Source organism: Rhizobium aethiopicum, assembly GCF_900094625.1.
GTDB lineage: Bacteria > Pseudomonadota > Alphaproteobacteria > Rhizobiales > Rhizobiaceae > Rhizobium > Rhizobium aethiopicum.
On sequence record NZ_FMAJ01000012.1, the window covers coordinates 74,962 to 95,406 of the forward strand.

17 protein-coding genes are annotated in these 20,445 nt (G+C 61.7%); 8 read left to right on the forward strand and 9 right to left on the reverse strand.

The window, feature by feature from the left end:
• Positions 1 to 22: 22 nt before the first annotated feature.
• The 4 genes from GA0061105_RS23055 to GA0061105_RS23070 all read right to left on the reverse strand — a co-directional run bounded on the left by GA0061105_RS23055 (position 23) and on the right by GA0061105_RS23070 (position 3,085).
• The gene (locus GA0061105_RS23055) at positions 23 to 328 is read right to left on the reverse strand and encodes a hypothetical protein (RefSeq protein WP_092753109.1); all 306 of its coding nucleotides are present in this window, start codon (positions 326 to 328) and stop codon (positions 23 to 25) included.
• The gene (locus tag GA0061105_RS23060; protein ID WP_092753111.1) at positions 312 to 1,799 is read right to left on the reverse strand and encodes a type II and III secretion system protein family protein; all 1,488 of its coding nucleotides are present in this window, start codon (positions 1,797 to 1,799) and stop codon (positions 312 to 314) included. Before GA0061105_RS23060 ends, GA0061105_RS23055 begins: the two co-directional genes overlap by 17 nt.
• A gap of 55 nt (positions 1,800 to 1,854) precedes the next feature.
• Positions 1,855 to 2,766 (reverse strand): Flp pilus assembly protein CpaB, encoded by a 912-nt coding sequence (gene cpaB, locus GA0061105_RS23065; RefSeq protein WP_092753113.1) that lies wholly within the window; start codon positions 2,764 to 2,766, stop codon positions 1,855 to 1,857.
• 121 nt (positions 2,767 to 2,887) lie between these two features.
• Entirely contained in the window at positions 2,888 to 3,085 is a 198-nt protein-coding gene (locus tag GA0061105_RS23070; protein ID WP_092753115.1) for a hypothetical protein, read from the reverse strand.
• 259 nt (positions 3,086 to 3,344) lie between these two features.
• Here GA0061105_RS23070 and GA0061105_RS23075 point away from each other — a divergent pair, with 259 nt between their 5' ends.
• Positions 3,345 to 3,866 carry a prepilin peptidase gene (locus tag GA0061105_RS23075; protein ID WP_064692346.1) on the forward strand — a complete coding sequence of 174 codons (522 nt, stop codon included), beginning with the start codon at positions 3,345 to 3,347 and terminating at the stop codon, positions 3,864 to 3,866.
• A 175-nt stretch (positions 3,867 to 4,041) separates the two neighbouring features.
• On the opposite strand, the gene GA0061105_RS23080 is transcribed toward GA0061105_RS23075, so the two are convergent.
• Positions 4,042 to 4,986, reverse strand: coding sequence for a diacylglycerol/lipid kinase family protein (locus GA0061105_RS23080; RefSeq protein ID WP_064692345.1), 945 nt, complete (start codon positions 4,984 to 4,986; stop codon positions 4,042 to 4,044).
• A 294-nt stretch (positions 4,987 to 5,280) separates the two neighbouring features.
• On the opposite strand from GA0061105_RS23080, the gene GA0061105_RS23085 reads away from it, so the two are divergent.
• Positions 5,281 to 6,507, forward strand: a complete 1,227-nt coding sequence (locus GA0061105_RS23085) for an MFS transporter (RefSeq protein ID WP_092753117.1) — start codon at positions 5,281 to 5,283, stop codon at positions 6,505 to 6,507.
• A gap of 265 nt (positions 6,508 to 6,772) precedes the next feature.
• Entirely contained in the window at positions 6,773 to 8,146 is a 1,374-nt protein-coding gene (mgtE, locus tag GA0061105_RS23090) for a magnesium transporter (protein WP_092753119.1), read from the forward strand.
• 157 nt (positions 8,147 to 8,303) lie between these two features.
• Here the strand turns inward: mgtE and GA0061105_RS23095 are convergent, their stop codons facing one another.
• Positions 8,304 to 8,825, reverse strand: a complete 522-nt coding sequence (locus tag GA0061105_RS23095) for an Lrp/AsnC family transcriptional regulator (RefSeq protein WP_208601692.1) — start codon at positions 8,823 to 8,825, stop codon at positions 8,304 to 8,306.
• 97 nt (positions 8,826 to 8,922) lie between these two features.
• On the opposite strand from GA0061105_RS23095, the gene GA0061105_RS23100 reads away from it, so the two are divergent.
• Positions 8,923 to 9,828, forward strand: coding sequence for a DMT family transporter (locus GA0061105_RS23100; protein WP_092753121.1), 906 nt, complete (start codon positions 8,923 to 8,925; stop codon positions 9,826 to 9,828).
• An 81-nt stretch (positions 9,829 to 9,909) separates the two neighbouring features.
• Here the strand turns inward: GA0061105_RS23100 and GA0061105_RS23105 are convergent, their stop codons facing one another.
• Both GA0061105_RS23105 and GA0061105_RS23110 read right to left on the reverse strand, forming a co-directional pair.
• Positions 9,910 to 10,524, reverse strand: coding sequence for a L,D-transpeptidase (locus GA0061105_RS23105; RefSeq protein WP_092753123.1), 615 nt, complete (start codon positions 10,522 to 10,524; stop codon positions 9,910 to 9,912).
• 135 nt (positions 10,525 to 10,659) lie between these two features.
• Positions 10,660 to 12,324, reverse strand: a complete 1,665-nt coding sequence (locus tag GA0061105_RS23110) for an electron transfer flavoprotein-ubiquinone oxidoreductase (protein WP_092753125.1) — start codon at positions 12,322 to 12,324, stop codon at positions 10,660 to 10,662.
• Between the two features lie 244 nt (positions 12,325 to 12,568).
• Between GA0061105_RS23110 and GA0061105_RS23115 the strand changes: the two genes are divergently transcribed.
• Positions 12,569 to 13,357 carry an SDR family oxidoreductase gene (locus GA0061105_RS23115; protein ID WP_064692339.1) on the forward strand — a complete coding sequence of 263 codons (789 nt, stop codon included), beginning with the start codon at positions 12,569 to 12,571 and terminating at the stop codon, positions 13,355 to 13,357.
• A gap of 10 nt (positions 13,358 to 13,367) precedes the next feature.
• On the opposite strand, the gene GA0061105_RS23120 is transcribed toward GA0061105_RS23115, so the two are convergent.
• Complete coding sequence (locus GA0061105_RS23120) at positions 13,368 to 14,249, reverse strand: phosphotransferase family protein (protein WP_092753127.1); 882 nt, start codon at positions 14,247 to 14,249, stop codon at positions 13,368 to 13,370.
• Between the two features lie 274 nt (positions 14,250 to 14,523).
• On the opposite strand from GA0061105_RS23120, the gene GA0061105_RS23125 reads away from it, so the two are divergent.
• The 3 genes from GA0061105_RS23125 (at position 14,524) to GA0061105_RS23135 (ending at position 20,441) form a co-directional block, all read left to right on the forward strand.
• Positions 14,524 to 15,816 carry an efflux RND transporter periplasmic adaptor subunit gene (locus tag GA0061105_RS23125; protein ID WP_092753129.1) on the forward strand — a complete coding sequence of 431 codons (1,293 nt, stop codon included), beginning with the start codon at positions 14,524 to 14,526 and terminating at the stop codon, positions 15,814 to 15,816.
• On the forward strand, positions 15,813 to 18,929 hold the full coding sequence (locus tag GA0061105_RS23130) for an efflux RND transporter permease subunit (RefSeq protein WP_092753131.1): 3,117 nt from the start codon (positions 15,813 to 15,815) through the stop codon (positions 18,927 to 18,929). The genes GA0061105_RS23125 and GA0061105_RS23130 overlap by 4 nt, the downstream gene beginning before the upstream one ends.
• Before the next feature lie 219 nt (positions 18,930 to 19,148).
• A complete protein-coding gene (locus GA0061105_RS23135; protein WP_092753133.1) occupies positions 19,149 to 20,441 on the forward strand; it encodes an Hsp70 family protein in 1,293 nt (430 codons plus the stop codon).
• Positions 20,442 to 20,445: the final 4 nt, after the last annotated feature.

Here is a 20,445-nt window from a genome sequence, read left to right on the forward strand (position 1 = left end):
CGCCGTTCATGCCTTTCGCCAGCTACTGGCTGGCGGTCGCCCCGTTGGAGGCCCCATTCGCCCCCATGGCCGGCGACGGCTGAACAACGCCCGGCCCGCCGTTCTGATATTGAGTGACCACCCTGCGAATCACCTTGCCGTCGCTTGCGATTCGAGTTCGCTGGGCTTCCGGCGGGAACGGGTCCTCGATATGGATGGCCTTGTTTGCTTCCATGGCATTGCCAGCCCCGAAGGTGATCGTGTCGCGATGATTCATGTAGTCGGCGCAGCCGGAAGCGAGGCCGGCGGCTGCAAGGACGAGAAGGAGGCGCTTAGCGTTTTGTAGCAACGGCTTGGACTCCCTGGTTCAGGTCTAGACGATGGCCGTAGGGCCCAGTCACGCCTACGCCGTTGCGAAAGCGTCGAAGCATGTCCTTGTCGACTTCCATGACACCGAGTGCGAAAAGCTCGACGTCATTGGACGAACGCGTCTGGTCGAGCGGGCTATAGAGATCCTCGCCGGGGCGCGCCGGTCGCACTATGTGCGGAGTGACGACGATAACGAGATCGGATTCCTTTTTCTGGAAACTCGTCGAACGGAACAGTGCGCCGAGGACCGGTATTTTCCCGAGCCCCGGCAATTGCTGGATGTCTTTGGCATTGATCGACTGCAGCAGGCCCGCCATCGCAAAGCTCTGGCCGTCGCGAAGCGCTACCGTGGTGCTGGCAGCGCGCGAGATGAAACCGGGATTTCCGTTGACGTTGATCGATGGATCCAGCTCGGAAACCTCAGGCTCGATCTCCAGATTAATGACGCCGTCGTCAAGGACCACCGGCTTGAAGGTCAGCCGCACACCGAAGGGGCGGTAGTCCGTCTCGGTGGCCACCGTCGCGCCGTTGTTCGTCGTCTTCAGGATCGGCACTTCGCCGCCAGCATGGAAGCTGGCGGTCGAGCCGCTCATGGCGATGAGGTTCGGCTGAGCCAGGCGACGCACCAATCCCTTCTGCTCGAGCGCATTGATGACCACGTCGATGTTGCCGCCCGAGATCTGCAGCACCTTGGCGATCAACTGACCGAAGGGCAGCGCGCCCGTTGCCGCACCCTTGGGGTCAAGGAGGGTGCGCACCAGATTGCCGTCATCGTCCACGCCGATACCCTGGCTGGTCGTTGCCTTGCCGATGCCGTTTCTGCCCTGCCCGGACCAACCGATCCCGAGGTCGCGACCCGTCTGGCGCGAGGCTTCGATGACACGCACCTCAAGCATCACCTGCTGGCTGTCACCGACGCGCAGCTGGTTCAGCACCGGCTGGTCGGAATAGGACTGGGCGATTTCCATCACCCGCTGCAGTTCGATGCCGTCACGGACCATGCCCGTCAGGCGAATGCGATCGTTGGAGTTGATCACCCTGACCCGGGCCGAAGGCGCGGCAGAGCGAATGGCGGAGGCGACTTCGCTGAAGTCGCTGGCAACGCGGATGTCGATGACGCCGAGAAGCGACTTATCATCGCCATAGACCGAGATATTGGTGGCCCCGGTCTTCTTGCCGCGGATGAATAGCGACCGGTCGGAAAGCGGGACCACGTCGATCATATCGGCGCTGCCGATGACGAGATCGCCGAAGGGCTGGCCGGTATTCAGCGTCAGCGTCTCGTTCGGAGGCAGCGTCACATGCTGGACCGATTTGCCGAGCGTGACGAACTTTTCCTGTGCGTTGGCGCAGCCGGCAAATCCAGGCCCGAAACACAAACAGGCCGAAAACACTGCCGCTAGCGCCGCAAGGTTTTTCGTCCTTGCGCTTCTTCCCTTGCCGTTCGCCATGCCTGCTTTTGCCCCCTCATTCGGCCGGCCGCACCTGCGGCATGCCGCATAAATATCACTGGCCGACTCGGTGCTCCTCGCGCTTCGTCGTGTTCCAGACACCCACTGTCACCCATTTTGGCTCAACCGGCAACACTGGTTCGACCTTCCGCTCCGCAATCTGCACTTGTTTTTCAGGTTCTGGCAACTTAATATTTTCCAGATCCTTGCTAAGCTCCGTCGCCATCGCCCCGCCACCAAGGTCGGCGACGGTGATCGGCCGGGTCTGTTCGATAGAGGAAGAGGCAACATTGCGAAGCGCCAGCGAGAGCGTGCCGATGCTGGAACCGAGGGTAAGGCGCTGGGCCTCATCGGTCGTAACCTCGAAAGTTACGGTTTTGACGACGGATGGTTCGTCCTTGCGTTCGTCTGCGGTCTGGTCCACCGCAAGGACCTTGACGCCCTGCAGCAGCACGTCGACGAAGGTCTGGTCGTTGCCTGCCGGCCCGCGCACGACCCGAGTCAGAAGCACGTCGACGCGATCGGAAGGCCTGACGAAGCCGGCAACGCCGAGCACGTCGTTCACGCGGATAGAGACTGCCTTCATGCCCTGGTCGAGGGCCGCCGACAGCGTGGCGCGCTCGCCTGCACCGGTGATTTTCGAGGATAGCACCGGCTCGCCAGGGTCGATCGCCGCCATGGCATAACGCGGCTGGGCATTGTTGCCGACAACCAGATCGATGCTGACGAATGAGCCTGCGGGTGTTTCATTGGAGGGCCATGGAATGGCCCTGAGGTTTTCGGATCGGATCCGGTCGCCGAAGCGCATTGGCGTGGCGGCGACAACAAGTGTCCTTTCCTCGGCCTTCACGCCGTTCATCGCCAGCAATCGGGCCTTTTGATCGGAGAGGTACGCGCGCATACCGAAAACTGCTGCTGCTGCAAGTACAAACGCAATAACCAGACTTAAAATCGTTGACGAACGCATCGCGGTTACTCGCTACACTGGACGGAGTGCATCCATTCATTTTTGCTAATTTAGAAGGGAGGGGTTAACAAAACCCCTCTCTTCCGCTCAAAAACGCTGCTCAGGAAGCAGCTGAGGTGCATCAACCCGGCGCAGTCAGGTCTTGTGCTTGGAACCAAGTGGCCCACGATGCCCATGCCGTGTTGAGTTCAGTGCCAATCAGGAGAACTGACGCAACAACTCCGCCGACCAACAAACCAAGCAGAATGAGGTATTCAGTAAGTGCGACGCCATCTTCTTCCCGCGCGAAAGCGCGTACGCTGTTTACAAATGCTTTCATCGAGAATTTACCTCCCAGGTAAGTAGTGCGCCGTAATTTCCCCCGGCACCGTGTCGTCGAGACCGCCCCTTCGACTGGGAATATTAATAATCTGTTAAGTCTAATTTAGTCAATTCTTTTGTTAAGCGAATAAGCAATATCTATACTTTATAGTTAAGATGAGCGATCGCCGTGCTGGAGGAAAAAGCATTTTAAATTGCAGACGCCCAGTAAAACTGAACGCGCAGGTAGTTTGCTATAGCTAAAGGAGGTTGGATCCATGCTGAAAATCGTCGTTTTTATTAATTCGCTTTTAGTATTACTTTTTATCTACGCCGCCTGGACGGACTTTCGTACATGGAAGATCCCCAACACCCTCGTGCTGGCGCTCGTGACACTTTATGCCCTGCGCGCGGCAGCCGTGATGCTTGGCTCCGAGGATGTCGGCGCGGCACTGTTTGCTTCGAGCGGAATTGGCGGCGACATCGGGGCCGGCCTGCTGATGTTCATGCTTGGGGTGGGACTCTGGGCGCTCCGTCTGTTTGGCGCCGGAGACGCGAAACTATTCCTGCCGATCGGCCTTTTTATCGGATGGCACGGAATGCTGCCGTTTGCGGTGCTGCTCCTGGTCCTCGGCATCGTGACGCTTCTGGTCCTGCGACTGCCGGTGCCGCTCCCCGTCGCCCATCTCGCCTTTTTCATGCGCATCGAGGAAATTCGGGCAAGCCGGAAGATACCTTATGGCGTCATCATGGTGTTCGCTGCACTCCTCACGTTGGCTTTGCCTATTGTCCGACAGTAGCCGCAGCTAAGGTGACCAGACAGCGACCCAGTTTCCTCGCAACAGCTATTGCGCGTCTCCGGATGCGGCCGATCTCCGGCCATAGATCGCGGGGGATGATGGTGCCGGCAGCACCCTTGCGCCGATCGTCGCCGATATCTTCGGTGCGCTTTGCCTGGCCCTTTACGGCGACTCCTTACGCAGCAGGTTCGCGGCGTTCGTCGGCATCGATCTGAGCCGCCAGTCCCTGTTTGACGAGAACCTTCAACTCGCCCGGATGCAGCCGGATCAAGACGTCGCGCTCGAGCGGCAGCAGTTCGCCGTCCATCACGCAATTGGCCTTGGAACGCAATTTGGGGAAGTGCAGGCGCACCTCGGCCGGATGCATCACCATGACATCCGCATTTTCGCGCACCTTGCCACGCAGCATGTCGATGGCTAGGCGGGCGACACCGAGCGGTTTTAGCGGATTTGCGGTATAGAAACCGAGCTCGCCGCTTCTGAGATTATCGGCATAAAGCAACGCATTTTCGCCGAAGGGATTGTTGGAGACCGAGACCGCCGAGACCCAGCGGCGCTCGCGCATGCCGATCGCCTCGAACTCCACTTCGAACTCGGGCGGATTGAAGATGACGCCGAGAGCGGCCTTGGTGCTGGCCCTGATCTTGCCTAGCCGCGAGCGATAGCTGTAGGCATTGCGGTAGCGCACCATTCGGGCATGCAGGCCGGCGGAAAACTGGTGGATAAATGGGCGGCCGTTGGCGCTGGCGATGTCGACATTATCGATCTCGCCTGATGCCAGCACATCGAGCGCCTGCCAGATATCGAGCGGCACGCGCAGCGAACGGGCGAAGAGGTTCATGGTGCCGGCCGGCACGACGCCGAGCGCGATGCCGTTTTTCCAGGCAATCGATGCCGCCGCCGAAATCGTCCCGTCGCCGCCGCCAGCGACGATGCCGTCGATATCGTCGCGCTTGGCCGCCCGTTCCATGGCGGGAATGATCTCCTTGCCTGAGAAAACGATGGCATCGAAATCATGCCCCGCATCCCGAAAGGCTGCCTCGGCCCTCTTCTCGTAGGCCAGCATATCGGTGGTCCTGAAAGTGCCGCCGTCGCGGTTAAAAAAGCCTACAAGCTTCATACGGGCTCCCGTCCCTGGCGCGGAAAAGCTCCTGCCCTGCTCCTCAGATGGTTGCGGCACTGGCGATTTCAAGCGCCGCCCCTTGCCGGCAGAAATGGCAGAAATGCAAATACTGCAACGGACATATGCAAATAGCAGGACGCTGCACTGCAAAAAATGCACTCGACGCCGACCGCTCCCTTGCGGATAGATCAGATACGGAGAAATCGTCTCCACCACCCCCCGCCATTGTATCCCAACCGCCTCGCGGCGTCAGGGGCCGTTACCCAGCAGAAACCTTTCTACGGAGCTCTCATGAGTGAGATCGCCATCAATGATTCCATTGAATCCCGACCGGATGACGGACTGCCATCGGCAACGACCGTGGCTTTGGTTCAGCTGGCGCTCGCCTGCGGCGGCTTCGGCATCGGCACCGGCGAATTCGCGATCATGGGGTTGCTGCCCAATGTCGCCGAGACTTTCTCGGTGACGACGCCGCAGGCGGGCTACGTCATCAGCGCCTATGCACTCGGCGTGGTCGTCGGCGCTCCCGTCATCGCCGTGCTTGCCGCGAAGATGGCGCGCCGCACCTTGCTTCTGATGCTGATGGTGATCTTTGCCGCCGGCAATCTGTCGAGCGCGGTGGCGCCGACATTCGAGACATTCACCGTGTTGCGCTTCATCACCGGCCTGCCGCACGGCGCCTATTTCGGCGTCGCGGCCCTCGTCGCCGCCTCTATGGTGCCTCTGCACCGGCGGGCACGGGCGGTCGGGCGCGTCATGCTCGGCTTGACCGTCGCGACGCTTCTCGGCACGCCGCTGACAACGTTCTTCGGCCAGTCGCTCGACTGGCAGGTGGCATTCCTGTCGGTCGGTGTCGTCGGCTTGCTGACGGTGGCGTTGATCTGGGTCTATGTTCCGAAGGACAGGGTTTCCGAGGAGGCAAGTTTCTCACGCGAACTCGGCGCCTTCCGCCGGCCACAGGTCTGGCTGACGCTCGGCATCGCCGCCGTCGGCTATGGCGGCATGTTCGCCATGTTCAGCTACATCGCCTCGACAACGACCGAGGTGGCGATGCTGCCGGCAAGTGCGGTTCCGATCATGCTGATCCTCTTCGGCGTCGGCATGAATGCCGGCAATTTCATCGGCTCGTGGCTCGCCGACAAGTCGCTGCTCGGGACGATCGGCGGCTCGCTCGTCTATAATATCGTCGTTCTCTCCACCTTCTCGCTGACCGCCGCCAACCCCTATATGCTCGGTCTCTCGGTCTTCCTCGTCGGCTGCGGTTTTGCCGCCGGGCCGGCGCTTCAGACGCGTCTGATGGATGTCGCCGCCGATGCGCAGACGCTGGCCGCCGCCTCCAACCATTCCGCCTTCAACATCGCCAATGCCATCGGCGCCTGGCTCGGCGGCCTCGTCATCGCCTGGGGCTACGGTTTTGCGGCCACCGGCTATGTCGGCGCAGCGCTCTCCTTCCTCGGCCTCTTCGTCTTCGCAGCCTCAGCCCGCCTGGAGAGGCGCAGCAGCACGCAGGTCGCTTAGAATATCTCCGCCTGCAACGCGCGCAGGTGCGACATTCTGGCGTTAAGCGTTTACCCCGCTTGACTTTTTCCACGTTCGGGACCACCTAGCACAACATGTGGACGACGCCTGTTTTCCACGGATTTCAACGGAGCCATCACTCAGATGCCAAGCGACAGTAGCAGTCGATTGCCTTTGCCGTACGCGGCCGCCCTCGTGCGCTGACCGACTCCTGTCGGCTCGCCCGACCGACGCTACGGCGGATCGACGGAAAGGCGAGCCTCAAATGAATATCAATCGCTTCCCACTTCGGGCAGGCCATGCCGCCCGTGCCTTCATCAACAACAGCCGCGGCGCAACGATCGCCGAACGCGTTGAAGCGCTGAACGCGCTGACCGTCCAGGATGCCGGGCGTGTGCTGTCAGGCATGCCGCTCGACTATGCCGTCAACATTCTCGACCGACCTGAGCTTCGCAACGCCGCACAGATCCTTGCGCTGATCAGCGCCGAGGACGCGGCACGGCTGCTGCATGGCATGTCCAACGACCGCGTCGCCGACGTGCTGCTGGAACTCGACGGCGAGACCCGCGCCCGGCTGTTCTCCAGCCTCGACGAGCCGGTGCGCATCGCCATCCAGCACCTGATGGGTTATCCGCCGCGCACGGCCGGCGGCATCATGACGACGGAATTCGTCAGCGTGCCGGATAGCTGGACCGTTGGCCAGACGCTCGATCATGTGCGTCAGGTCGAGCGCTCACGCGAGACTGTCTACGCCATCTACGTGCTCGATGAGATCAGCCATGCGCTGATGCATGTGGTGACGCTGCGCCGCCTCATCACCGGCGAGCCGGATGCCTCCATCCTCACGGTCGCTCAGAAAGGCGCTCCGGTTTCGGCCGATCCGCTGATGAAGCAGGAGGATGTCGCCCGGCTGATCCGCAAGCACGACCTGCTCGCTTTGCCGGTGACCGACGAACACGGACAGATGCTCGGCATCGTCACCGTCGACGACGTGATCGACACGATGATATCGGATACGACGGAAGCGGCCCAGAAGTTCGGCGGCATGGAGGCGCTCGGCCAGCCCTATATGAAGATCGGCTTTGCCGGCATGATCCGCAAGCGCGCCGGCTGGCTCGCCGCCCTCTTCCTCGGCGAGATGCTGACGGCAAGCGCCATGCAGCATTTTGAAGGCGAGCTGGAAAAGGCCGTGGTGCTGACGCTGTTCATCCCGCTGATCATGAGCTCGGGCGGCAATTCCGGCTCGCAGGCGACCTCGTTGATCATCCGGGCGCTGGCGCTCGGCGAGCTGAAGCTCTCCGACTGGTGGAAGGTGCTGTTGCGCGAACTGCCGACCGGCATCGTGCTCGGCGCGATCCTCGGCCTCGTCGGCTTCATCCGCATCGTCTTCTGGCAGATGGCGGGACTCTACGATTACGGTCCGCACTGGCAGATGGTCGCCGTCACGGTGTTTGCCGCCCTGATCGGCATCGTCACCTTCGGCTCGATCTGCGGCTCGATGCTGCCCTTCATGCTGCAGAAGCTTCGGCTCGATCCGGCCAGCGCCTCGGCTCCCTTCGTCGCCACCCTGGTCGACGTCACCGGGCTCGTCATCTACTTCTCGGTGGCGCTGCTCATCCTCAGCGGGACGCTGCTGTAGAGCACGTATATGGCAAGCCGCCGCGGCCGTTGCCCCCTCACCCTAACCCTCTCCCCGTAAACGGGGAGAGGGGACGTGCCAAAGGCAATGTCGAGGTTGGTTTCGGCAATTCCCCGGGCCGGAGATGACAGCGACAACGGTCAGCGAACCGAGGGAATCATCTTCCCTCGGGCAGTTTCAATGGCCCATGCGTCTTGATGCTGCGGATGGCGAAGTTTGAACGGATGTCGCTGACATTCGGCAGCGTCAGCAGCGTCTCCGTCAGAAGCCGTTCATAGGCGGCGAGATCCTCCACCACCACTTCGGCCAGGAAATCCGCAGTGCCCGAGATCAGGAAGCAGGAGACGATCTCTGGGATGGCGAGCAACGCCTTTTGCTGCGCCTCGGAATTTTCACGGCTGTGATGAACCACCTTGAATTCGACGAAGACGGTCAGGCCGAGACCGACTTCCTTGCGATCGATATCGGCGGTGTAGCCGCGAATGATGCCGGAGCGTTCGAGATTGCGGATGCGGCGCAGGCAGGGAGACGGCGAAAGGTTCACCTTCTCGGCGATCTCAACATTGGTGGCGCGCGCATCCTCCTGCAGGCATTTCAGAATGGCAATATCGAATTTGTCGAGATTTGGCATTTTCGTAATATCCACGGACATGATTTGGCAGAACATTGCGTATAGCATCATTTTGGAGCCACAGATAGCAAGGACATGCCCCAGCCTCTGGCGCTAACCTCTTCCTCAACCGGACAAGATCCAGATGAAGGAAAGGATTAGAACGATGAGCACGATCGCATTTTCAAACGACAGATCGCCTTCCCAGACCCTTGGTTATGCCGCCGGCACCGTTACCGTGCTGATCTGGGCGACCTGGTTTCTGGCAACCCGCCATAGCGCCGCGACATCGCTCGGCCCGATCGATATCGGCCTCATCCGCTTCGGCATTCCGGCGCTGGCACTTTCGCCCGTCTGGCTTCGCATGGGTCTGCTGCCGAAGGGCGTGCCGCTCTGTCTGCTGGCGATCATGGTCGCCGGCTGCGGCGCGATTTTCTTTCTGGTGACGACGCTGGCCATTCACTCCACACCGGCGGCCTCCTCCGGCATCCTGCTCGGCGGCTCCATGCCGCTTGCCACCGCCCTGATCGGCATCGTGCTGTTTCGGGAACGGCCGGATGTCACGCGCATCGTCGGGCTGGCGGCCATCGTCGCCGGGGTGATGATCCTGCTGGTCCCCAGCCTTGCCAATGCCTCCCTGCCCTGGACGAGCTTCGTCATGCTGCCGGCCGGGGCCGTGCTCTGGGCAAGCTACACCCATGCCTTCCGCCGCTCGGGCCTGACGGCTATTCAGGCAAGTGCACTGATCGCCGTCTGGTCCTTCTTGATCATGGCCGTGCTCGCCTTCGTCTTCGGCATTTCGCTGCCGCAGGCGCCGCTTCCGGAAATCGGCCTGCAGGTGCTGAGCCAGGGCATCCTTTCCGGCCTCGTCGCCATGGTCGCCTATGGCACGGCCGTCCGCACCCTCGGCGGAACGCAGGCTGCCGCCTTCACGGCGCTGACACCCGTTCTCGCCACAGTCGGCGGTGGCCTCCTGCTTGGCGAAACGATCGGCTTCGCCGAATTCAGCGCCGCCGTGATTACCGGCATAGGCGTAGCACTTTCGACGGGGATCGCCGCACGCCGTCACTGACGCACCAGCGTCAGCAGCAAAAGCCAAAGCCGCCGACAGCCCTCGCTGCGGCGGCTTTCCTCATGGACGCCCTTTGCTCGTTCAAGCCTGGATGACGACCACCCTGGCGCCGACATCGACGCGGCTATAGAGATCGATCACGTCGTGGTTCATCATGCGGATACAGCCGCTCGACATGGCAAGACCGATCGATTCCGGCTGGTTCGTACCGTGAATGCGGAAATGGGTGTCGTTGCCGCCGCGATAAAGATACATCGCCCGCGCGCCGAGCGGATTGTTCGGGCCGCCCGGCATGCCACCGGCGAGCCTGCGATAACGTTCCTCGCGGCGCTGCATGTTCTCCGTCGGCGTCCAGCTCGGCCATTCCGCCTTGCGCCCGACATAGGCGTTGCCGGCAAATGCCAGCCCCTCGCGGCCAACACCGACGCCATAACGCATTGCGCGGCCGTTCCCGAGGACATAGTAGGCGCGGCGCGCCGGCGTATCGATGACGATCGTGCCTGCAGCATAAGCGGCTTCGTAGGCGACTTCCTGACGGCGGAGCTCCGGCTTGATCTTGTCGATCGGCACCTGCTTCAGCGGAAACTTTTCATCGGGAAGCGCTGCGTAATTCGTCTGACTGTTCAGACCGGTCGAAGAGCAACCGGCCACAACAAGAGGCAGGGCAATCAGGAAGCCCCGGCGGGAGATCGTCATGAATGTGTCCTTAGTGCGTCAACAAGATGTCGCAAGCTAAGGAATTTATGGTTAACGAATGGCTAAGAGCCGCCGCCGGCGGTCGATCACGAAGACGTCAGTCCGTGAAATTGCCGGCTGTGGTGCCGATCTGCCTCACATATTCGGATAGACCGGCCCCTCGCCGCCCTGCGGCGGCACCCAATTGATGTTCTGGTTGGGGTCCTTGATGTCGCAGGTCTTGCAGTGCACGCAGTTCTGGGCGTTGATGACGAAGGTCTTGTCGCCATCCTTTTCCACCCATTCGTAGACGCCGGCCGGACAGTAGCGCGTCGACGGGCCGGCATAGATGCCGAGCTCGGAGCTTTTCTGCAACGCCATGTCCTTGACCTGCAGATGCACCGGCTGGTCCTCCTCGTGATTGGTGTTCGACAGGAACACCGAGGACAGACGGTCGAAGGTCAAGACGCCGTCCGGCTTCGGATAGGCAATCGGCTTGTGATTTGCGGCCGGCTCCAGCGACTGCGCATCGGTCTTGCCGTGACCAAGCGTGCCGAAGACGGAGAAGCCGAACAGCGTATTGGTCCACATGTCCAGACCGCCGAGCGCCACGCCGAGCGCCGTGCCGAACTTCGACCACAGCGGCTTGACGTTCCTCACCCGCTTCAGATCCTTGCCGATGTCGCCCTTGCGCCATTCATTCTCGATCTCGACCACCTCGTCATGGCTGCGGCCGGATGCAATCGCCGCCGCCACCTTCTCAGCCGCCAGCATGCCAGACAGCACCGCATTGTGGCTGCCCTTGATGCGCGGCACGTTGACGAGACCGGCCGAACAGCCGATCAGCGCGCCGCCGGGGAAGGAAAGCTTCGGCACCGACTGATAACCGCCCTCAGTGATGGCGCGGGCCCCATAGGAGAGCCGCTTGCCGCCCTCGAAGGTTCCCCGGATCGCCGGATGCGTCTTGAAGCGCTGGAATTCCTCGAAGGGGTAGAGATAGGGGTTCTTGTAGTTCAGGTGGACGACGAAGCCGACGGCCACCAGATTGTCTTCGAGGTGATAGAGGAAGGAGCCACCGCCGGTCTTCATCCCGAGCGGCCAGCCGAAGGAGTGCTGCACCAGGCCCGGCTTGTGGTTCTCCGGCTTAACCTGCCAGAGCTCCTTGATGCCGATGCCGAATTTCTGCGGCTCGCGGTCCTTCGAGAGATCGAACTTGGCGATCAGCTGCTTGGCGAGCGAACCGCGCACGCCCTCGCCGATCAGCGTGTATTTGCCGCGCAGCTCCATGCCGCGGGTGTAGTTCGCTCCCGGCTCGCCGTTTCTCTCGATGCCCATGTCGCCGGTGGCAACGCCGATCACCGCACCCTTGTCATCGTAAAGCACTTCGGCGGCGGCAAAACCCGGATAGATCTCGACGCCGAGTTCTTCCGCCTTCGTCGCCAGCCAGCGACAGACATTGCCGAGCGAGACGATGTAATTGCCGTGATTGTTCATCAAGGGCGGCATCAGCACATTCGGCAGGCGGATCGAGCCGGCCGGCCCCAGCACCAGGAAATGGTCTGCGGTGACTTCCGTCTTGAACGGATGCTCGGCATCCTCGCGCCAGCCCGGCAGCAGCCGGTCGATGCCGATCGGATCAACGACGGCGCCCGAGAGAATATGGGCGCCGACCTCGGCCCCCTTCTCCAAGACCACGACCGACAGTTCCGGATCGACTTGTTTCAGCCGGATCGCCGCCGCCAGACCGGCAGGACCGGCGCCGACGATCACAACGTCGAATTCCATGCTCTCGCGTTCTGGCAGCTCAGTCGTCTCGGTCATTCATTCGTCTCCGCTTGGCCGCCTGTGGCCGTCATCCCATGGGCACTGTCTTGTCAAAACCGTGAAGCATTGTCGAGCCGGGATGCGACAGCCAATCCTCTAATCGCACAACGACATTTCTGCCGATCCGAGACTTACACTAACGCTTACGTTAACGTCAATTATGAACCCATTGCGGCAGCCCCTCCCTTTCCTTTTTCATCGCCTGCGCCTTATACATCGCTCGAAGACATCGGAGGATATCATGGATCTCGGCATCAAGGGCAAAAGGGCGCTCGTTCTCGCCTCCTCGCGCGGGCTTGGCCTCGGCATAGCCACGGCACTCGCTCGCGAAGGCGCAAACGTGCTGCTGTGCGGGCGCAGCGGCGAACAGCTGGAGGCCAATTGCGCGGCGATCAACAGCGAAGGCAATGGCCGAGCCGACTGGATCTGGGCCGACCTCGCGGACGAGCGCTTCGTCGAGACGGCAACGACGGCGGTGAAGGAGAAGTTCGGCGGCCTCGATATCCTCGTCAACAATACCGGCGGCCCGACGCCCGGCACGACGCAGGACATGACGGCCGAAAAGCTCGAAACCTATTTCCTTTCGATGGTCGCCCGGGTCATCACGCTCACCAATGCGCTGCTGCCTGATATGAAGGCGCAGGGCTGGGGCCGCATCCTGACGGTCGCCTCATCAGGCGTGATCGAACCGATCTCCAACCTGGCGCTGTCGAACACGCTACGCCCGGCGCTTGCCGGCTGGAGCAAGACGCTCGCCTCCGAAGTCGGGAGTTTCGGCATCACCACCAACCTGCTGTTGCCGGGCAGCATCCTGACCGGGCGGCTCGACGACCTCGACGGCGCCGCAGCCAAGCGGACGGGCAAGAGCGTCGAGGAAATCCGCGCCGACAAGGAGGCGCGCATTCCGGTCGGCCGCTACGGCAGAGTGGATGAATTTGCCGCAACGGCCGCCTTCCTCTGCAGCCAGCCGGCAAGCTACATTACCGGCTCCCTCATACGCTGCGACGGCGGCGCGGCGCGCTCCGTCTAAGGGATACCGCTCAAGCAACACGGGCCGACGCGGCGGCCCAGGTCGCGGCGCTGCGGATCATCTGTTCGACATTGGCCGGATCGTCGGCAAGTTCAGCGAGTTCGGAAAGCCGATGGAAGCCCGTCATGACTGCGATCCGCCACCGGTCGAGCCTGCGTCCGGTCAGGGTCTCATAGGCCGAGATGATGCGTGCGGTCAGATCGGGCGAGATGAAGTTCGAATAGATGAACTCCTGGTGCAACGGACCGAAGCCCGAATCGGCGAAATCGTAAATGCCGTTGAGCCTGCCCTGCCGATAGTCGAAGGCCATGTTCCAGCCGTGACCGTCGAAGAAGCCGTAGACGTTGCCGTAGGGGTCGGGCGGCAAGGCTTCGAAGTCCGAGACAACGGCCTCCGCAAAGCCCTTGATATCAGCCGGCAGCTGCGGCAAAGCCTTTGTCCGCACCGCCTCCGGCGATTGCCATGGCTGGATCGCAGAGGCGCCGGCCGCCCGCATCCGATCGGCATCGAGGGCGTGCAGTTCGGCGTAGAAACGCGCGAGGTCATCCGCGAGGCGCTGACGGTCGCCCTCCCCGAGCGCCTCGTAATCTTCGGTAATGAGATGTTCGCCCTCGAGCTTGGCGTGGCTGGAGAAGATCGGCGGCCCGTCGTGTATGCGCATGTCGGGAACCGCCATCGACAGCGACGGCCGAACGATCTCGAGCAAGGCGGCTTCTTTCACAAGCGCTCTTTCGGCGCCGAGATCGCGGGGAAACTTGAAAATCAGCGTGTCGTCGACGTCGACCGCCATCGAATCCCAGCCCTTTGCCGCCAGCTTGAAGACGGAGCCCGTCAGTTCGGGAAACACGCTTGTGATTAGAGAGCGAAATTCGCTGGCATCCAACTCAGTCATGACGACTTGCCTTCTCTGTTTTTTCGCTCTTCCTTGCGTGCAGGAGAGCGGCATCGGCTTGTCGCGACGGCCGGCGCACAGCCGCCGGAGCCGCGTCAATCTGCATTGGTCTATATTAGTATAGTTTGAATATTACGGAATATTCATTACAAAGTTTTAAGCCATTATAACCACTTAGTGATCGCGACCGGGAAATTATGTCTTTTTTGCGCCGCAATAAAGCGGCTCAATCAAAGCATAAATTTCGCAACCTTGTTCCAAGCGCGGTCTCGCCATGAAGAAATTTTGGATTACCGTCAGCATTATCGCCGTCGCCGCCATCGGTTTCTGGCAATTCGGCAATCTGGTCCCCTATGCCGAGCGTATTCCCTACCTCTCGAAGATCATCAGGCAGCCGGCCGGCGGCAATGGCGGCGGACAGCAGGCGCAGGCCGAGGCTGGGGATAGCGGACAGCATCAGGGTGGAGGGCGCAGACGCGGCGGTGGCGGTCCGACGGTCGTCAAGACCGTTGCGGCCGTGAAGACGACGCTGCCGATGGATGTGACCGCTTCCGGGTGGGCCGATGCCGATGACAATACGACGATCGCCGCACAGGAACAGGGGCTGATCGTCAGCATCAGTGCGGAGGACGGGGCGACCGTCAAAGCCGGGGACCTGATCGCCAAGCTGGACGACCGAACAGCCAAGGCGGCGGTCGACAAGGACAATGCGATGATCGTGCGCGACACCGCGACGCTTTCCGAATCCGAGACAGCGCTGGTCCGCGCCCAGGACCTGTTCGACCAGAAGGCCGGCACCCAGCAAAGCCTCGATCAGGCGAGAGCTGCACGCGACACCGCCGCGGCCACGGTCGACGCGGACAAGGCGACGCTTGCCTCGGACAAGATCATTCTCGAGAATACCGACGTTCGTGCTCCTTTCGACGGCCGGCTCGGCGACATCGCCATCAGCAACGGCGCTTTCGTCAATGCCGGCTCGGCGATCGTCACCATCGCGAAATACGATCCGATCTATGTGAAATTTCACCTGCAGGAACGTTACCTGCGCGAGCTGAAGAAGGCATTGGCAGCCGGTCCGGTGGAGGTAAGCACAGCCCCCAAGTCCGCCAGGGGGCAAGTCCGTCAAGGCGAAATCAGCTTCTACGACAACACGGTCGATACCGCCTCCGGCACGATCCTTGCCAAGGCTAAATTCGAGAACGCCTCCGGCGCCCTCTGGCCCGGCCAATCGGTCAATATCATCGTGCATTTCAACAACGACGAAAAGCAGGTGGTCGTGCCGACGGTCGCCGTCAGCCCGGGCCCGGACGGTTTCTTCGCCTTCGTCGCCAAGGACGGCAAATCGCATTTGACGCCGGTTACCGTCGCCCGCGCCAATGGCGGCTTTACAGCCATCGCATCGGGCCTGTCCGAAGGCGACCACGTGATTGTCGAGGGCCAGGGCCAGCTCAGCGACCAGCAGGGCATCAAGGAGCAGTTCGACGACAAGAGGCTTGATGTCGCCTCCGCCGAAGAGCCTCGGCAACAGCAGCAATCCGAGACGATCACGGTGGGGGCGCAGCAATGATCCCGAATTTCTGCATCCAGCGCCCCGTGGCGACGACGCTGCTTGCCATCGGCGTCATCCTGGCCGGTCTCGCCGGCTACAGGCTCGTGCCGGTCGCGGCACTGCCGCAGGTCGACTTTCCAACGATCAACGTTTCGGCGCAATTGAGCGGTGCTTCGCCGCAGACCATGGCGACCTCGGTCGCCACGCCGCTGATCAAGCAGTTCGAAACCATTCCCGGGATCAGCGAAATCAGCGCCTCGAGTTCGCTCGGCAACACCAGCATCGTGCTGCAGTTCGACCTCAACCGTGATATCGACGCGGCCGCGGCCGACGTCCAGGCGGCGATATCGCACGCGACCCGGCAGCTGCCAGACAATCTGACGACGCCACCGAGCTACCGAAAGACCAATCCGGCCGATGCGCCCGTGATGCTGCTCTCCGTGCAGAGCAACACCATGCCGCGCAGCAAGCTCGACGAGATCGCCGAAGACATCATCTCGCCGTCGCTCTCCACCCTTCCCGGTGTTGCCCAGGTCAGCGTCTATGGCGCGCAGACCTATGCCGTGCGCGTCGAGGTAGATCCCAACAAGCTGCTCACGCGCGGCATCGGCATCGATACGGTCAACAAGGCCCTTGCTGCGGCCAACAGCCAGCAGCCTGTGGGCACGTTGCAGAACAATGCCCAGAGCATGACCATCACTGCGAACACGCAGCGCACCAATGCCGAACAATTCCGCTCGCTGGTCATCGCCAATCCGAACGGCGCGCCGATCCATCTCGGCGATATCGCCGATGTCCAGGACAGCGTCGAGAACCAGTATACCGGCAGCTGGTATGACGGCCAGCGGGGCATCATCCTCGCCATCCAGCGTCAGCCGGATGCCAACACGGTCGATGTCGTCGATGCGATCAATGCCAAGCTGCCGCAGCTTCACGCCGAAATACCGGCCTCGGTCACGACGGTGGTCATGAACGACGCCGCAAAACCCATTCGCGCCGCCATTGCCGATGTGAAGTTCACGCTGCTCCTGACCATCGGCCTCGTCGTACTCGTCATCTACCTGTTCACCGGCCATGCCACCGCGACGATCATTCCGGGGCTTGCCGTTCCGCTATCGCTGATCTCGACTTTCGGCATGATGTATGTGCTCGGATACAGCATCGACAATATCTCGCTCCTGGGGCTGACGCTCGCGGTGGGTCTGGTGGTGGACGACGCGATCGTCATGCTGGAAAACATTCTGCGCCATGTCGAGGAAGGCATGCCGGTGCGCGAGGCGGCGATCAAGGGCGCCGGCGAAATCAGCTACACCATCATCTCCATGTCGGTTTCGCTGATCGCGGTCTTCATCCCGATCCTCTTGATGGGCGGCGTCGTCGGCCGCGTGTTCAACGAATTCGGCATGGTGGTCGCCATCGCCATCATCTCCTCGGCCATCGTTTCGCTGACCGTGACACCGATGCTCGGCTCGCGGCTGTCGAACAATCAAAGCCGCCCGCCGCTCCTCATCCGCCTCTTCGACGCCGGTTTCGAGCGGACGCTTAACGGGTACGACCGGGCGGTCGGCTGGTGCCTTCGCCATCGTCTGACCATTCTAGGCGTCTTCCTGGGCTCGGTGGCATTGACGGTCTATTTCTTCATGACGCTGCCGACGAGTTTCTTCCCGCAGGAGGATATCGGCCGCCTGACGATCAGCACGCAGGCCCGGCAGGACATTTCCTATTCCGCCATGGAGGCGCTGCAGCAGCAGGCGGCGGCGGCCGTCAAAGCGAACCCGGCGGTCAATCATGTGATGTCGACGATCGGCGGCAATCCGAACAAACCGCAGAACAATGGCTCGATGTTCGTCGAACTCAAGGACAAGGAGGAGCGCCCGCCGCTTGATCAGACGCTGCGCGAGCTGCGCACGGCGATCAACAAGATCCCCGGCTTGCAGGCCTTCGTGACGCCGAATCAGAGCCTGCGTTTCGGCGGCCGCCAGACCGCGAGCCAATATCAGCTGGTGGTGCAGGCGCTCAGCGCCGACCAGACCAACCTCTGGGCCGGCAAGATCCAGGCAGCGATGCGCAAGGACCGATTGTTCACCGACGTGACCTCGGACGCCCAGAACAACGCGCTGCAGGCCAATATCGTCATCGATACCGAGCGGGCGGCCGCTTTTGGCATCGACAATGATACGCTGCGCACGACGCTGCAGGAGTCCTTCAGCGGATATACCGCGGCGGAGATCCAGTCGACCGGCGACAGCTACGACGTCATCGTCGAATACGACACCAGCAAGCCGTGGGACGACCAGAAACTGTCTGAGATCCGCGTTGCCTCGTCGAGTGGCAGCCTGGTGCCGCTGTCAAACTTCGCACATGTTGAGCGCACCACCGGACCGGTCACCATCAACCAGACCGGCCAGCTGGTTTCCACCACCGTTTCCTTCAACCTGCCGGAAGGCGTCTCGCTCAGCGACGCGACGGCGGCCATCGACCAGATCAAGAAGGAGATCAGCCTGCCGACCGACGTCTTCACCTCCTATGGCGGCACGGCCGAGATCTTCCAGCAGTCGCAGGGCAATACGCCCTATCTGATCCTGGCGGCGGTGCTGACCATCTATGTTGTGCTCGGCGTGCTCTATGAAAGCTTCATCCATCCGCTGACCATTCTGTCCGGCCTGCCGGCGGCGGCATTCGGCGCGCTGCTCGCATTGAAGATCATGGGTTTCGACCTGTCGATCATCGCCCTCATCGGCCTGTTGATGCTGATCGGCATCGTCAAGAAGAACGCCATCATGATGATCGATGTGGCGGTGGAGACGATGCGAACGAGCGGAGAGAAGGCGACGGCGGCGATCCACGAGGCCTGTGTGCGACGCTTTCGGCCGATCATGATGACGACCTTCTGCGCCCTGCTCGGGGCGCTGCCGATAGCGCTCGGCACCGGCGCAAGCTCGGAGCTGCGCCAGCCGCTCGGCATCGCCGTCGTCGGCGGCCTCGTTGTCTCGCAGTTGCTCACGCTGTTCATAACGCCCGTCATCTTCGTCGAGATGGATCGGTTCGGCAATTTCCTCGGCCGCCTGATCGGCCAGAAGAAGGCCGAGGAGCCGGTGATTGAGGAGGCGCGGGCAATTGCTGCCGAGTGATGACGGTCTGCTGATCTCGGCATGTCGATTTAACTTGCATGGCGCATGTCTCCTCCCCAAGCGGCAGAAGACATGCGCCTCTGAGCATAGCAGCCTTCAATTCGCTTGAATGTGTCATGCCCCTGTGGCATCACCCGCCCTCCAGAATCCGGGCGCTCCTGCGCCCCTTGCGGAGCGACGCTCCGTCTCCAATAACAATCGGCATGAAGAGGTGCGGGCATGGCTCAGGCGCTGGGTTTCGACTTCGGCACGACGAATACGGTTCTCGCCATGGCGGATGGCGGGGCGACGCGCTCGATGACGTTTACAAGTGCGGCCGGGACGGCCGACAGCATGCGCACCGCCCTTTCCTTCATGAAGGATGGCCAGCTCGGCGCCGCGGCGCTGAAGGTGGAAGCGGGCCATGCCGCGATCCGCCAGTTTATCGACAATCCCGGCGAATGCCGCTTCCTGCAATCTATCAAGACCTTCGCGGCAAGCGCGCTGTTTCAGGGCACGCTGATCTTCGCAAAGCGGCATAATTTCGAAGATCTGATGGAGGTCTTCGTGCGGCGCCTGCGAAATTATGCCGGCGACAGCTGGCCTGCCGACGTCAGCCGCATCGTCACCGGCCGGCCGGTATATTTCGCCGGCGCCAGCCCCGATCCAGCACTCGCAACCGAGCGCTATAACGAGGCGTTGTCGCGTTTCGGTTTTCCCGAAATCCATTATGTCTACGAGCCGGTCGCCGCCGCCTTCTATTTCGCACAGAACCTGAAGCGGGATGCGACGGTGCTGGTTGCCGATTTCGGCGGCGGCACGACCGACTATTCGCTGATCCGCTTCGAAACCGTCGCCGGCAGGCTGACGGCAACGCCGATCGGCCATTCCGGCGTCGGCGTCGCCGGCGACCATTTCGATTACAGGATGATCGACAACATCGTCGCGCCGCTGATCGGCAAAGGCAGCCATTTCAAGAGTTTCGACAAGATTCTCGAAGTGCCGTCGAACTACTATTCCAGCTTCGGCCGCTGGAACCAGCTGTCGATCTTCAAGACAACGCGCGAATTCGAGGATCTGAAGAAACTGGTGCGCACCAGTCTGGAGCCGGAAAAACTCGAAATCTTCATTGACCTCATCGACCATGACGAAGGGTACCCGCTCTACCAGGCGGTGTCGGCGACGAAGATGGCGCTTTCGGCCGCGGACGAAGCACCTTTCGATTTCGCGCCGCTTGGCCGCAGCGGCCATCGCAGCGTTAGGCGCAGCGACTTCGAGGGCTGGATCGCCGAGGATCTTGCCCGCATCGAAGGCGCTCTCGACGAAGTTCTCGACAAGACAGAGACGAAAGCGGCTGACATCGACAAGGTGTTCCTGACCGGCGGCACCTCCTTCGTGCCGGCCGTGCGCCGCATTTTCACCGAGCGCTTCGAGCGCGACCGGATCGAAAGCGGCGGTGAACTGCTGTCGATCGCCCATGGTCTGGCGCTGATCGGCGAACGCGACGACATCGCGCAATGGACTGTGCAATAAAGCC

Excerpts from the sequence above, each read along its gene's own strand:
- GA0061105_RS23075 (WP_064692346.1), top strand. The coding sequence starts at position 3,345 with ATGCTGAAAATCGTCGTTTTTATTAATTCGCTTTTAGTATTACTTTTT.
- GA0061105_RS23085 (WP_092753117.1), top strand. The coding sequence starts at position 5,281 with ATGAGTGAGATCGCCATCAATGATTCCATTGAATCCCGACCGGATGAC.
- GA0061105_RS23095 (WP_208601692.1), bottom strand. The coding sequence starts at position 8,825 with ATGCTATACGCAATGTTCTGCCAAATCATGTCCGTGGATATTACGAAA.
- GA0061105_RS23105 (WP_092753123.1), bottom strand. The coding sequence starts at position 10,524 with ATGACGATCTCCCGCCGGGGCTTCCTGATTGCCCTGCCTCTTGTTGTG.
- GA0061105_RS23070 (WP_092753115.1), bottom strand. The coding sequence starts at position 3,085 with ATGAAAGCATTTGTAAACAGCGTACGCGCTTTCGCGCGGGAAGAAGAT.
- GA0061105_RS23115 (WP_064692339.1), top strand. The coding sequence starts at position 12,569 with ATGGATCTCGGCATCAAGGGCAAAAGGGCGCTCGTTCTCGCCTCCTCG.
- mgtE (WP_092753119.1), top strand. The coding sequence starts at position 6,773 with ATGAATATCAATCGCTTCCCACTTCGGGCAGGCCATGCCGCCCGTGCC.
- GA0061105_RS23060 (WP_092753111.1), bottom strand. The coding sequence starts at position 1,799 with ATGGCGAACGGCAAGGGAAGAAGCGCAAGGACGAAAAACCTTGCGGCG.
- cpaB (WP_092753113.1), bottom strand. The coding sequence starts at position 2,766 with ATGCGTTCGTCAACGATTTTAAGTCTGGTTATTGCGTTTGTACTTGCA.
- GA0061105_RS23080 (WP_064692345.1), bottom strand. The coding sequence starts at position 4,986 with ATGAAGCTTGTAGGCTTTTTTAACCGCGACGGCGGCACTTTCAGGACC.
- GA0061105_RS23135 (WP_092753133.1), top strand. The coding sequence starts at position 19,149 with ATGGCTCAGGCGCTGGGTTTCGACTTCGGCACGACGAATACGGTTCTC.
- GA0061105_RS23100 (WP_092753121.1), top strand. The coding sequence starts at position 8,923 with ATGAGCACGATCGCATTTTCAAACGACAGATCGCCTTCCCAGACCCTT.
- GA0061105_RS23120 (WP_092753127.1), bottom strand. The coding sequence starts at position 14,249 with ATGACTGAGTTGGATGCCAGCGAATTTCGCTCTCTAATCACAAGCGTG.
- GA0061105_RS23130 (WP_092753131.1), top strand. The coding sequence starts at position 15,813 with ATGATCCCGAATTTCTGCATCCAGCGCCCCGTGGCGACGACGCTGCTT.
- GA0061105_RS23110 (WP_092753125.1), bottom strand. The coding sequence starts at position 12,324 with ATGACCGAGACGACTGAGCTGCCAGAACGCGAGAGCATGGAATTCGAC.
- GA0061105_RS23125 (WP_092753129.1), top strand. The coding sequence starts at position 14,524 with ATGAAGAAATTTTGGATTACCGTCAGCATTATCGCCGTCGCCGCCATC.